This window comes from Sphingobacterium sp. LZ7M1 (genome assembly GCF_024296865.1).
Taxonomy (GTDB): Bacteria; Bacteroidota; Bacteroidia; order Sphingobacteriales; family Sphingobacteriaceae; genus Sphingobacterium.
Genome location: NZ_CP101134.1, coordinates 1,928,030 through 1,941,204, shown reverse-complemented (window position 1 = coordinate 1,941,204; position 13,175 = coordinate 1,928,030). Strand labels below are relative to the sequence as shown.

At 38.1% G+C, this 13,175-nt stretch carries 11 protein-coding genes; 2 read left to right on the top strand and 9 right to left on the bottom strand.

The annotated features are described in order from the left end of the window. Nucleotides 1–1,620, top strand: coding sequence for a site-specific DNA-methyltransferase (locus NMK93_RS08250; protein WP_254529430.1), 1,620 nt, complete (start codon nucleotides 1–3; stop codon nucleotides 1,618–1,620). Continuing rightward, nucleotides 1,620–4,133, top strand: a complete 2,514-nt coding sequence (locus NMK93_RS08245; RefSeq protein WP_254529428.1) for a DEAD/DEAH box helicase — start codon at nucleotides 1,620–1,622, stop codon at nucleotides 4,131–4,133. The genes NMK93_RS08250 and NMK93_RS08245 overlap by 1 nt, the downstream gene beginning before the upstream one ends. A 371-nt stretch (nucleotides 4,134–4,504) precedes the next feature. Here the strand turns inward: NMK93_RS08245 and NMK93_RS08240 are convergent, their stop codons facing one another. The 9 genes from NMK93_RS08240 to NMK93_RS08200 all read right to left on the bottom strand — a co-directional run bounded on the left by NMK93_RS08240 (nucleotide 4,505) and on the right by NMK93_RS08200 (nucleotide 13,089). After that, entirely contained in the window at nucleotides 4,505–5,179 is a 675-nt protein-coding gene (locus NMK93_RS08240; protein ID WP_254529425.1) for a hypothetical protein, read from the bottom strand. A 3-nt stretch (nucleotides 5,180–5,182) separates the two neighbouring features. Further along, nucleotides 5,183–6,097, bottom strand: a complete 915-nt coding sequence (locus NMK93_RS08235; protein ID WP_254529423.1) for a relaxase/mobilization nuclease domain-containing protein — start codon at nucleotides 6,095–6,097, stop codon at nucleotides 5,183–5,185. Further along, nucleotides 6,078–6,440 (bottom strand): plasmid mobilization relaxosome protein MobC, encoded by a 363-nt coding sequence (mobC, locus tag NMK93_RS08230; protein ID WP_254529419.1) that lies wholly within the window; start codon nucleotides 6,438–6,440, stop codon nucleotides 6,078–6,080. Before mobC ends, NMK93_RS08235 begins: the two co-directional genes overlap by 20 nt. Before the next feature lie 70 nt (nucleotides 6,441–6,510). Next, the gene (locus NMK93_RS08225; RefSeq protein ID WP_254529417.1) at nucleotides 6,511–7,464 is read right to left on the bottom strand and encodes a toprim domain-containing protein; all 954 of its coding nucleotides are present in this window, start codon (nucleotides 7,462–7,464) and stop codon (nucleotides 6,511–6,513) included. Between the two features lie 70 nt (nucleotides 7,465–7,534). Then, nucleotides 7,535–8,581 (bottom strand): AAA family ATPase, encoded by a 1,047-nt coding sequence (locus NMK93_RS08220; protein WP_254529414.1) that lies wholly within the window; start codon nucleotides 8,579–8,581, stop codon nucleotides 7,535–7,537. Beyond that, complete coding sequence (locus tag NMK93_RS08215) at nucleotides 8,578–8,889, bottom strand: DUF3853 family protein (RefSeq protein ID WP_254529412.1); 312 nt, start codon at nucleotides 8,887–8,889, stop codon at nucleotides 8,578–8,580. The genes NMK93_RS08220 and NMK93_RS08215 overlap by 4 nt, the downstream gene beginning before the upstream one ends. 226 nt (nucleotides 8,890–9,115) lie before the next feature. Then, nucleotides 9,116–10,102, bottom strand: coding sequence for a hypothetical protein (locus NMK93_RS08210; protein ID WP_254529409.1), 987 nt, complete (start codon nucleotides 10,100–10,102; stop codon nucleotides 9,116–9,118). Nucleotides 10,103–10,107: 5 nt separating this feature from the next. Further along, nucleotides 10,108–11,394, bottom strand: a complete 1,287-nt coding sequence (locus tag NMK93_RS08205) for a site-specific integrase (protein ID WP_254529406.1) — start codon at nucleotides 11,392–11,394, stop codon at nucleotides 10,108–10,110. Nucleotides 11,395–11,532: 138 nt separating this feature from the next. Continuing rightward, nucleotides 11,533–13,089, bottom strand: a complete 1,557-nt coding sequence (locus NMK93_RS08200) for a recombinase family protein (protein WP_254529403.1) — start codon at nucleotides 13,087–13,089, stop codon at nucleotides 11,533–11,535. Nucleotides 13,090–13,175 lie beyond the last annotated feature (86 nt).

The window sequence follows — 13,175 nt, the reverse complement described above, 5'->3', positions numbered from 1 at the left end:
ATGCCAACACTTAATTTCAAAGGAAAAACATTTGTGCAAAACCACCATCTGGCGGTTAAATACCACCAACTTGTGCCAAAGGCAGAATACAGTCTTACGGACAAAGTTTCTTTGCACGATAACCTGATTGTACAAGGCGACAACCTGAAAGCATTAAAAGCACTTTTGCCTACTTACGCAGGAAAAGTAAAGTGCATTTATATAGACCCACCTTACAATACAGGAAACGAAAATTGGGTGTACAACGATAATGTAAACAGCCCGATGATTAAAGAATGGTTGGGCAGTGTGGTGGACAAAGAAGATATGACACGCCACGACAAATGGCTTTGCCTGATGATGCCACGTTTAAAACTTTTACGTGAATTATTGAGTGAGGATGGTGCAATTTTTATTTCTATTGATGATAATGAAATTCATCATTTAAGGTGTATGATGGATGAAATATTTGGGGAATCAAATTTCTTAGGTCAAGTTAGTAGAGTAACAGGAACGCCAACAGGTTTAGGAAATAAAGGCTTAGTTTCTGAAATTGATTACGTCGTAATATATTCAAAGGGAGAATCTGAATTATTTAATGGACTTCAAATGGATGAAAAGCAGTCCAGCATATATAATCAAGAAGATGAAAATGGAAGATATCTAACAAGACCACTTAGAAAAACAGGTGGTGAGGATAAAAGAGAGGATAGACCATCAATGTATTTTCCAGTAACTGCCCCAAATGGTGAAGAGATTTATCCAGTTGGTCCTACGGGTTATGAAAGTAGATGGCGATGTTCTCCCGATAAATACAAGAAATTAGTTGAGACAAAACAAATTGAATGGAAACAAGACAAAGAAGGTGATTGGAAACCTTATCTAAAATTCTATTTAGAAGGTCGTTTAAAACATCCGACAAATCTTTGGCAAAGTATTGAAGGAAATAAAAAGGCATCGCTTGATGTGAAGACAATATTCGGCGAAAAAAAGTTTGATTATCCAAAACCAGTTGAACTTATCAAAAGATGCCTTGAAATATACTCTGATGATGATTCAATAATTCTCGACAGCTTCGCAGGTTCAGGAACTACGGCACACGCAGTTTTAGAACTCAATAAAGAAGACGGAGGAAACCGCAAATTTATTTTGGTGGAGCAGGAAGATTATGCCAATACTATCACAGCCGAGAGAGTTCGCAGAGTAATCAAAGGCGTACCAACTGCCAAAAGTGATTTGCTTAAAAAAGGAACAGGCGGAACATTCAGTTATTTTGAATTAGGCGAAACCATAGAAATGGAAAGTTTGTTGAGAGGCGAAAATCTACCGTCTTTCACAGAGTTTGCACGTTATCTTTTCTACACAGCCACAGGCGAAGAATTTAACGAGAAAAATATTGACACCAAAACAGGTTTTATAGGCGAAAGCAAAAGCTACGAAGTATATCTGTTTTATAAAGATGATATTGAGTGGTTGAAACAAAATGCTTTGACATTGGATATATGTAAAGGATTACCAAAATTCAAGGGAAAACAGCTTTTGATTTTTGCACCTGCCAAGTATGTGGACGATTACACATTGCTTGAACACAGAATTGATTTTTGCCAATTACCTTACGAAATTTATAGAATACAGAAGTAATGAAATTAAAGCACTATCAAGATAAAGTTTTAAAGGAACTCAAAGATTATTTGGGTGCTTTGGCTGATGCGAAAAAAGAGTTTGAAGAAATTGCCGAACTCAAACCGCATTTGGCAAAACATATCAATTTCCCGAAAGAGGCTTGGGAAAAATCGACAGGTCGTATTGTTTACAGTTCTAAAACAAACGGTTTGGACGAACCTATGCCCGATATTTATCTGAAAGTGCCGACAGGTGGAGGTAAAACCTTATTGGCGTGCCACGCTATTGACAGTATCCAAAAAACTTATCTTAAAAAACAAACAGGTTTGGTGCTTTGGGTGGTGCCGTCCACGCAAATTTATCGCCAAACTATAAAAGCATTAAAAGACCGAAACCACCCATACAGACAAGTTTTAGACATTTCGAGCGGTGGTAGAACATTGATAAAAGAAAAGACAGAAATGTTTAACCGACTTGATATTGAAGAACATTTGGTTGTATTGCTTTTGATGTTGCCATCCGCAAACCGTCAAAATAAAGAAACGCTAAAAGTATTCCGTGATCAAGGCGGATTTACCGATTTTTTTCCAAGAGAAGATGATTTTGAAGGACATAAAAAACTAAAAGAATTACTTCCAAATTTGGATTGTTTTACAACCGAAATGGAAGTTTTCGGAACGCAAATAAAAACATCATTGGGTAATACTTTGAAAGTTTTACGTCCACTTGTTGTGATTGATGAAGGACATCGTGCTTATGGCGAAAATGCAAGGAATACGATACGTAATTTCAATCCGTCATTTATACTTGAACTTTCGGCAACACCACCGCCAAACAGCAATGAGTTGGTGAAAATTACAGGTCGTGAATTGCACGAAGAAGAAATGATAAAGTTGGATATTCACTTAACCAACAAAACAAGTTTGGATTGGCATGACACACTTTTGGCAAGTTTTGAAAAGCGAAACGATTTAGAGAAAAAAGCCAAAGAGTACGAAGCCAATACAGGCGAATATATTCGTCCGATTTGTTTGATACAAGTTGAACGAACAGGGAAAGACCAACGAGATAAAAAGTTTATTCACGCAGAAGATGCGAAAGAATATTTAATCAAAAAATGTAATGTTCCCGAAAGTCATATTGCTATCAAATCAAGCGAAAAAGACGATATTGAAGGAATTGATTTGTTTGCCAATGATTGCGAAATTCGCTACATCATTACCAAACAAGCCTTGCAAGAGGGTTGGGATTGTTCGTTTGCGTATGTGCTAACCGTGCTTACAAACCCAAGTTCAGCAACAGGAATAACGCAATTAGTTGGTCGTATTTTAAGACAGCCGTTTGCACGAAAAACCAAAATACAGGATTTGGACGAATGTTATGTTTTTACATTCCGACAAAATGCAAAATCGTTGGTTAGCGACATCAAAAAAGGATTAGAAGATGAAGGATTGGGCGACATTGCAGGAAGAATTGTAAGCGATGAGGCAGGAACAGACACAGGCGGTTTGAAAGAGCGTGAAATGCAGTATCGTTCGGGCTTTAAGAAGTTTGAGGGGAAAATTTATTTACCAAAATTTGTTGTACAAGAAACAGAAAGTTGGAGAAATCTGAATTTTGAAATTGATATTTTAAGTGAGATTGATTGGGAAGACATCAACATTGATGAAATTCAAAATCTTTCGTTACAAAACAAGTTGAGCAAAGAACAAGAAATTGTTTTGGGTTTGAGCAATGAAGAACAAGAATTGCTAAGAGAAACAGGCAGAGCAGAAAAAACAGGAACATTAGAAATAGACGAAGTTTTTCTGACAAGACAGATAACTGAAATAGTTCCTAACCCTTGGTATTGTTTCCAGATTGGCAAAAAAGCGATTGATTTATTACAAACGAAATATGACCGTGAAACGGTTGCAACCAATTTTGTTTTCATCATAGAAGAACTAAAAAAGGTTTTAGACAAAGAGCGTAACCGCTTATCAGAACAAGTTTTCAGAAAAATGATTACCGACAAAAAACTTTGTTTTTTCTTGATTGAAAACAAAGGTGGATTTGTGTTGCCATCAAGAATAAAAGTGAAAAGCAACAAACAGTTAGTCCGTAACGACAACACGCCAATTCAGAAATCCTTGTTTGACTACGTTCCCGAAGAAAATATAAACGACCTTGAAAAATCGGTTGCCATTTACCTTGATGAACAAGAGAAACTATTGTGGTGGTATCGCAATATGAGCCGACAAGATTATCATATTCAAGGTTGGAAACCTAACAAGATTTATCCCGACTTTCTTCTCGCAGACAAGCAAGAAAGCAAGGACGACTACGGAACGGTTTATGTGTTAGAAACAAAAGGTATTCATTTGAAAAACGAGGACACAAAATACAAACAAGACGTGTTTGCATTGTGCAACGAATTAGGAGCAAAAAAAGCGTGGAAAGAATTGTTTGACGAATTTCCCGACCACGACTTTCAGTTTCAAGTAGTGTTTGAGGACGAATGGCAAACTAAAATCAATGAACTAATGGCATAAAACAACCCACGCTTTTGGTGGCACATTTGCATTTTTCCAACCGCACAAAGCCAAACAAAAAATGCAAAAGAGCCACCAATCCAACGCACGACAAACGACCGAATAATTGCCACTATCGATAACAAGGGTTTTGCAAGAGAGCGGGCGAAGTGCTTCGTTTGAAACTTTTTCGTAAATTTGAACATTTGTGCTTCATATCAAAGGTAGTGCTAAAAATCCGCTCCCTCGCAAAGCCCAAACTCGTTGAGAGGAAATCCCTCCGGGCTTCCCTCTCAACGGATCAGGCGCTTGCCGGAGTACAGCCCTTCGGGACTGTCCTCTAACACGCGCTTGGAGCAATGCTCCAGCACGTGCGCCAAGCGCCTGATCCGTTACTCAATCTCTTTTAGCTTTTTAATTTCTTCTCGGCTCCTATCTATACTGTATAATAGTTTGTTTTCCTCTTCTCTTTTAATTACCAAATCGTGAAATTTATCAGAATTTAGGGAGTATGCAGAATCGATCTGCGCGGTAACATTGGGTAAATCCAACGCTATCATCCGATAACGCATTTCATAGGATGTCTTATCGCCAATCTGTCTATCCTTTTCCAGTAACATGCCTAATCCCAAAGAAATTACCACCGAAAACAATATTATGATAATGATCACGGGCGTTGATTTCAGGTCAACGCCGTACAAATGTCTTATATTTACCTTATCGGGTATCTGTGAAATTTTGGCAACTATTTCATTTTCCTTTTTAGTCAATATCGAAAGGTGTTTGCGTGTTGTTTCAGAACTCCTGTTTGCGACATCTTCCAGTGAACCATAGTCTTTGATGATCTTGGATAAGATGACGTTCTCTTGTTTAATAAATGCTTTTATATGGCTTAGATGTTCCTGATCCTTTGCACGCATATCATGAAATTCCTGCATCGCTTTTTCATTTGCCGAAAGTAACGATACAATGGTCGGCATAATGCGTACAATATCCTGCGTGATAAGGTCTGTATTTTCTTGAAGCGCATTAACTTGTTCTTGTAAGTTCTCTATTTCAGTGGTCATGTTTTAACGTTTTAATTTGTATTTCTCTTTTTTCTTTCTTTTTCTGATGAGTGCATCATCTTGATCGGGTGAGATTGAGACAGGAAAGGAAAATAAAGCTGATGCAATTTCTCCAATCACATTTTCGATATTATTATCCATTGATTGGCTCACTGACGAATCACTATCTGAAGGTTGATTTATGGCTTGTGACTGGTCAATGTTCTTCAGTTCCTTGTGTATCTGTCCAAAGCTCAATGAACGGTCAATGGCAGAACCCCGAAATACTTGTCCGTTCTTGGAAAAAGAAATGCCCTGTATTTCATCTGTTCCCGATTTGTATTTAAACTGGATTTCCACGCCCTTGTACCGTAAATAGTTCTCCAGTTCAACCCAGTTTTTGCTGTGGCGTATACCAGCCTTGACAGTATCGTAAATCTGGTATCGTGTCCTATCGTTACCTTTGAGCCTTCCTCTGTTAACATTCTTTTTGCCCTCGGACTGCTTGAAGCCATACATGGCGTTGAGTTCCTTACAAGCTTTAAAGCTCTTGTACCGCCCATTGCTGTTGGAGATAGTTTTGCCATAATCGTTCACACGGTTGTAAATGATGTGGATATGGTCGTGCTGACGGTCGAAATGTCGAACCATCAGGCATTGGGTGTCTTTAATCCCCATTTTGGAGAGGTACCGCTTGGCGGATGATACCATGATGTCGTTGTTCAGCATGTTCTTGTCATCGGTATTCCACGAGAGGATAATATGCCCGACTGCCTTACCCAATCTGGGATTCAGCATCCGCTGAAAATTAAAATCCTGTGTAATAGTCTTAGCCGAATCCGTCCGCAGTCCGTTAGCGTGGATAATCTCACTGTCTTTTTTCAGTACGTACCCCACGCACCCACCGAATGACTTCCCCTCAATTATCTTCGCTATCATGATGCAGTAGTTTATCAATACAATAGTTGATGTGGCTAATCGTATTCCGACACTCCGTCGCCACGTCAATCAATCCTGTCTGGTGGGCTTTTTTTGTCAATTGGTTGAGGTTGTTCGAAGCTCCTGTAATTGCCCTCAATGCTTTGACCTGTTCCTCGGTAAACCTCGGGACGATTTTTCTCATAACGGCACTTCTGCGTACCCATTCCGATTTGCTCATCCCTGCGGTTTCTGCATTCTGCAAAACCTTTTTATGTTCCGTTTCATCGAAACGGACATTGATTCTGAATCGTTTTTTATTTTCAAGTGCGGGTCTACCGCCTTTGTTCTTTCTGTCTTTCATGATGTTCTTTTTTCGCTGTGACCATCGGGAGCTTATCGGTTTTGGGTTCACCAAAACACAACCTTGCTCCCTACCTATTCGATAGTTTTCTGCCAGTAGGACGGTTTTCGATTTTGGTGCCGGATAGACCATGCACCAGATAATCATTCACGTCTTTTATCAGACTGTTCCTGCGCTGTAGTTCCTGTATTCCGTTTTTGAGACCGTGGGTTTTTCCAAAACGGATTTCTAATTCCCTGTATGCCTTTGTTCCCGACTCGTCCGTGTCCAAATAGCTGATAATAGTTTTGTGCCGTTCCAAAAAAGGAAATGACCTTTTCAGGTGGGCGGTAGTGTTCAGTATACAATAATCTGTACTTGGAAACGGTCGGTCGGCGATCTTCCTTAGTGTCAAAAAAGAAAGCCAGTCCATAAATCCCTCGAACAACATAACCCTGTCACTTCCGTTATCTACGGTCGTGATGTCCTTTGTCATTAACGACCGTTTATCATAGGGATTGCGCAGTTCAAATCCCCCCGAATCATTGACAGAGCATACGGCAAAATATGTCTGCCCGTTTGCCGTCTGGTAGTAGATTTCCTTGCAGAAAGCCTTGGCAATATCGGGGTCAATCTTACGCTCATTAGACAGGTAGCCGAGCAATGCTTTGTTTTCAAGTGGTTTTACGGACAGTATGGTGTAGCCTGTCTCTTTTTGTGTCTGTACGGCGTGCCGACTATTCGAGACGGTCTGCTGTTGAAAAGAAAAGATATTTTTTCTTTCATCAGCCCACTCCAAGACTTTTGCGAGTTCGGATGTGCCTAAGAATTTCATCAGGAAATCAATATTGTTCCCTCCGATACCCTCGGAATGGGAGTACCATATATTTTGATGTACATCCACCTTTGTCGATGCCGTCCGTTCATCTCCTCCGTTAAAGGGGTTCTTGAACCATGCTTCCCTGCTGTTCATCTTTGCACAGGGAATCTGTAAATGCTGTAAAATGGATATGAGCGGTATTCGCTTTAAGCCTTCACATGTCATATTCTTAATTTTTAGAGAGGTTTAGTTTAGTCTATCTATATATAGGGGCAGACTAAACTAAACCTGTTTTTCAGTAATAGAATTCTGGATTGAACCGATAGGTCTTATCGTTCTTGATAATCATCCTTTTGTTTTCAAGGAACGTCTTTAGCTGTTTTGCTTTGTTCGTTCCGAAATTGAAACCTTTTGCTAGATAAGCTTCCTTCAATCTTCGGACAAAGTCATCATATGTACAGGTAATTTCACTGTCGTTGAACATTTCCTGTAACACTTCTCGATGATTCTCTTTAGAAAGTTCTTGATAATCAAAGCCTTTTCTGGATACTGTGCCTGACAGATCAAAATTTTCGTCCAAAACTGGTAAACCATCATCAATAAAAAAGGTAAATGGCTCGAATTCAACATCTCTAATAAACTTTGGGGCAACAGTGCTGTAGTTTGCATCCATATCGCTTTTAGTAACCTGTAAGATAGATTCCGCCTTATTGTTCAACTCTGTTCCCAAATGCCCCCGTGTGTTGTCATCTCCTTTGTTCAGGTGTAGCACGGTGTGGATATGGATATTCAGCTCCTGTGACCATTTCATCAACTTACCTGTAATCTCCGTTGCTTCTGTAGCATTATTAATATCGTAAACTAGGTCCCTGATTCCGTCAATTATGACCAGACCGACCCTGTCTGCATATTTGAACAAAGCATATTCGATGATATTAAGACGTTCTTTCGTAGGATACTCTCTTAGAGAAATCAATTTTAAGTTCCCGTGTACTTTTGTCGGTGGATAATCAATAAGCTTATATACCCGTGAAAGAAGCCTGTGACAATGGTATTTACTCTGCTCGGTATCAAAATACAATACTAAGGGACGGTTTTCGGGAACTTTAACTTTGTACTCTAATATTTGCCTACCGCTCAATGCCGCCGCAACCAATGAAATCACATTGAATGTTTTCCGGCTCTTTGCTTTCCCTGTAGATGCGCTAAAATTGCCAAGCGTTCCAATGACGGAATCCGAATTGCTGATTGTTATCATGATAGGAGGTTCTTTAAATTCATCTGTTATTTTAACTGTAGATTTTTCAAGAGCTTCGACAATATTCTGATTAAATGGAATCATACGAACCTCCTTTTCTTTTGATTGGTATACTCCTTAAACAATTTTAAAGCAAGCCGAGTATCAACAATAATTGTCCGTTGATCCTGTTGAATCGCACCAGTAATTACACCACTGTTTTTTATTTTCTGTGCTTTCGATTTGCTACAATTAAACAACTGCATAATACCCGAAATACCATATACGAATTCAGGGAATGTGCTTGTTGCTTCTTCTTTAGGTATTTCTGCGATTGCTTCTCGTTGAATAGCCAGTAATTCCTCGCCAGTCATCATAGCGACAGGCTTTGATAGTAATTCACGAATGTCCATGTTCTTATTAGTTGAAATTAAACCATTGCCGTGCGCATCGGCATTTAATGTTCGAACATGAGCTAAGGTAGGAGGTTAATATCGTGGTAAATATGTGGTAGAATCAAATACAACGATATTTATTTAGCTTGTTATCAGTTGGTTAAATAAGGATGGGTGATTTTCTTTGTGGTACGATTGTAAACTAAATCTTAAAAAGTATTCAAAAACTCATTTAAGCGGATTATTATTTGTTTGAATGGTTGAATAAGTCTTTTAAGCGTTTATATAGCTTCTTCCATTTTCTACTACTTTGGATTTGTCGATAGTGTGCTTTATACGATGATAGTTTGATATTCTGCATATTATGGATTTTTTCTACCCATTTATTTCTGGCACTGTCATCAAGACGTTTAGAAAAGGAATCTACAAGAAAGTACAATATAAAATCTGGTGAAATTTTCAGATTGGTTTCTTTATTCAGGTTGATTACTCCGTGAAAAGTTTGAGCATCTACTTCGATAATCTTATTCTCTATTAAAACTTCATAAACAGCACCTACCAAATACATTGGAAAATATTCATGATATACGTCGTTTTGGGAATTTTCTCTGTATATATCAAAGAGTGGCTTTATCCTAGCCTTCAAGACATTAGTTACCTCTCCAAGGATAGATTTTGTTAATTGAAAATCATTCTCAAAAAATTGTTTCGATTCAAGGATTTTGGCTTCATAGTCCTGTAATTTAGATTGAAAGATTGGTTCAATCCGGTCAATTTCCAATTCGGTCTTTATCCTACGGGTATCATCACCGCCGAAGAAATAACTATCCAACGACCTTTCAAGTGCTTCTTTTTTCTTTCTAACTTCTGTAAATTTCTTTGTATATTCTCTGATTTCAAGTTCAAAAAGTTCATGTTCCCGACGAAATGATTCTGTGGATGAATTGGCCTCAATCTCAAAATTTCTAGTATTAACTAGTTCAGCTAGTCCATTATAAACGGCGTCAAAATTTCTCGTTAGTCCTATGATTTTTTCACGACTAGAATTGACAAGAAGATAATTTATAACTTCTTCAACTGATGAGGAATCTAAACGCTCTAATAAAGTTCGCTTTACTTCTGCTAACTTATTCCAGTCAAGATCCTGATTATTTATCTGTTGGTGTAGAACCTCTTCATACCGACGTAATAATGTTAGAAAAGATATTAACTCATTTTCTTCTTTTTGCATATTCCTTACATTTTGTTAAACATTTCCATAGCTTCGCTTCGCATTTCATCCACGGTATCGATATAGGGTTGCATAGATTTATAATCTGAATGTCCAGTCCATTTCATCATAATATGGACAGGTATTCCAAGAAACAAACCGTTGCATATAAAAGAACGTCTTCCAATGTGAGAAGTTAATAACGTGTACTTTGGGACAACCTCTTCTATACGCTTGTTTCCTTTATAATAAGTTGTCATAATCGATTCATTAAGTCCAACTAATTCGCCAAGTTCCTTGAGGTATTCATTATATTTCTGGTTAGAAATTACCGGTAGAGCCTTGTTGTTCGGAAATCTTTCGTCCTTATATTTATTTAAAATTTCTTTTGTGTGGTTATTAAGATCGATGATGAGTTTATCATCTGTTTTGATCGTCACTACTTCTATAAATTTCTCTTTCACAGCATCTTTTGTTAATGCATATACATCTGAGTGTCTCAATCCTGAATAACACGTGAAAATCAGTATATCACGAACACGGTATAAGTATGATTTTTCTTTCGGAATATCGAAAGCCTTAATATGGTCAATCTCTTGCCCTGTAAGAAAAATGACTTTTTTTTCTATTTTCTTAATTTTCGGACGGTACGATAGGAATGCTGAATTCGCTACTATTCCCTTTCTATTTCCCCAGCGAAGAAACCATTTTAAGAACTTTAAATGTTTTTCCAGTGTTGAGTTTTTAAATCCTCGGCGCTTCAAAAGGAAATCCATATACTTATCAAGCGTGGCATTATCAAAATCGTTAATGCCGATGTTTGGTTTAAACTCTTGGAGATGATTTCTGACCGTTCGAAGTTTTTTTAGTGTGCCTTCAGTCCAATTATTGAGTTTACGGTTCTCTTGAATAAATTGGTCGTAGTAATCAAAGAATTTACTTTGTATTGGTGCTTCCGAAGAAGTTTCATTTTTTGGTTTTATCTTATCATTTATTTCATTCCGCAGTGTCGATTTTGAAGGAACTGATCCTTCAATCTCATAACTTTTGAAGATATCCTGAATGATACTTTCAATCTTTAGGAGTGATGCATTTATTTCGCTTGCAGACTGTTTAATTTTATTTGTTGTGCCGTTTTTTACACGTTGCTTTTTATCATCCCATTTAGGAACGTCAACCCGAAAACCACTGGATAAATCCAGTCTGTCACCGTCATAGTTGATTCGGATTCTGATAGGAACATTTTCTATGATCTCTATACCGTCCTTCTTACGTTTTTCAAGTGAAAAAATAATATTCCTTTTGATGTTCATTTTTGGGTGTAAGTAAAATATCTACACCCAAATTTACACCCAATTTTTCAGAATACCTAAAAATCTATAAAAGTCTTAAGTGATATTTTATTGCTGAAATACAGATACTTATGGCATTAGTAAAGTGTGTAAAAATCCTTAAAAGGCTATAAAAAAAGAGCCTCCGGCTCCACCCGAGGGGATTGAAGACATTTCAATCCCTTTTTTTGTCACTTTTAACAAGTTTAATTCACTCATTTTCTGCAAGTTACGATTAAACAAAGGATTGATTTCGAGAGTTCGATAGCTCCCATTATCGATGATGAGCCCCAAATTGAACACCCTTGAAAGTAGCGTACGCTTATCTATGACATTTGATGATTCATAGAGCTTCGATAGATCCGAGAGCTTATTCAACTCTGAATTCAGGATCTTTTTCAGCCTTTCTTTATCTTTTCCAAGATCAAAATCATTTAGTTTTAGCGATTGTATTTTTTGCGTTAGATCGCTATGCCATCTGGAATAGGTCTCCTGATTAATGCTATTGTTGATCCATTTCTCCTCGACCGACCGCAAGGATTTTTCGGCTGCCGCAAGTTCCTTGTTTCTATTTTCTTTGCGCTGTTTTTCTACTTTAACTTGATGGTTCAAGAGCTCTGTGGCCAGCGTTCGAACATCTTGAATGAGATCCTCAGGGAGACTTATTAACCTCAGGATATCGAGGAGTTTTTCATGCGCCTTTATTGCACTGATATTGTTATGCTTCGAGGTTAGCCTGCAGCGGTAATAGTAATAATATTGTCCTGTCTTTCCACGGGAGGCGGCACCAGTCATATAACGTCCACAGTGACACTGTAACAATCCTCGAAGTGGGATATCCTCATGCAAAGTAACAACTGTCCGTTCTTCTTTCCGGAACTTCTCTTGAGCTCGGCTCCAAGAATATTGATCGATAATAGGTTCTGCATTTTTTACTGGAAACATACCACCAGGATTGGTTTTCCATGCTTTTACTTTTTGGTAACCACTGTACAGCGGATTCTTTAAAATACGATGGATGCTAGAATTTCCTGTATGCGGGAACCCTTGGGATATGGCAATTTCCTGAATCTTATAGATGGGGACATCCTTTAAAAATAGATCATAGATGTTCCGGATTATTTGCGCTTCCTCCTCCTCGATTACCAACTTCATTTCGCGTTCGCTTCTCACCTTTACATAACCGTAAGGCGCTGCACCACCATGAATATATTTCCCTTTGATAGCCTTGGCGGAATAGATACCCCAGTTGATATCGTTTTGCCGCTTGATGTTTTCCGAATCACCCAAAAGAAATTCCAGTCCCATCATAAAGTAAGAACTGTGATCGGTAACATCGTAGACCATTCCCCGACCTGCACTGACGATTTTTATTCCGTATTCCTTTTGGATTTTCATGACCATGTTGATCGCATCTCCTGTAATTCGGCTGAAGCGTGTCAGTTCAGAAACAATGAGGTAATCAATTTCCCGATGGTTCTTTTTGATAAATGAAAATAGTGCTTTTACATCCGGTCGATCGAATGTTTTGGCACTATAACCTTCGTCCCGGAAAGTATCGATTATTTCAACATCTGCACTAGTTGTCCATTGCGAGGTAATAAAATCTTGTCGTTCGATGCTGTGACGGCTTTGGTCATAGTTACTGAACCTTAAATATCGAATCCCTTTTTTCATAATTTTAACAGGATGGATTTGTTAAATAAACAATATTAAATCGGAAAAATTCCGATTCTATATGCTTCTATTGACATATTTTATCG

Coding starts and splice junctions, on each gene's coding strand:
- NMK93_RS08250 (WP_254529430.1), top strand. CDS start 1: ATGCCAACACTTAATTTCAAAGGAAAAACATTTGTGCAAAACCACCAT.
- NMK93_RS08235 (WP_254529423.1), bottom strand. CDS start 6,097: ATGATAGCGAAGATAATTGAGGGGAAGTCATTCGGTGGGTGCGTGGGG.
- NMK93_RS08240 (WP_254529425.1), bottom strand. CDS start 5,179: ATGACCACTGAAATAGAGAACTTACAAGAACAAGTTAATGCGCTTCAA.
- NMK93_RS08205 (WP_254529406.1), bottom strand. CDS start 11,394: ATGAACATCAAAAGGAATATTATTTTTTCACTTGAAAAACGTAAGAAG.
- NMK93_RS08245 (WP_254529428.1), top strand. CDS start 1,620: ATGAAATTAAAGCACTATCAAGATAAAGTTTTAAAGGAACTCAAAGAT.
- mobC (WP_254529419.1), bottom strand. CDS start 6,440: ATGAAAGACAGAAAGAACAAAGGCGGTAGACCCGCACTTGAAAATAAA.
- NMK93_RS08225 (WP_254529417.1), bottom strand. CDS start 7,464: ATGACATGTGAAGGCTTAAAGCGAATACCGCTCATATCCATTTTACAG.
- NMK93_RS08215 (WP_254529412.1), bottom strand. CDS start 8,889: ATGGACATTCGTGAATTACTATCAAAGCCTGTCGCTATGATGACTGGC.
- NMK93_RS08200 (WP_254529403.1), bottom strand. CDS start 13,089: ATGAAAAAAGGGATTCGATATTTAAGGTTCAGTAACTATGACCAAAGC.
- NMK93_RS08210 (WP_254529409.1), bottom strand. CDS start 10,102: ATGCAAAAAGAAGAAAATGAGTTAATATCTTTTCTAACATTATTACGT.
- NMK93_RS08220 (WP_254529414.1), bottom strand. CDS start 8,581: ATGATTCCATTTAATCAGAATATTGTCGAAGCTCTTGAAAAATCTACA.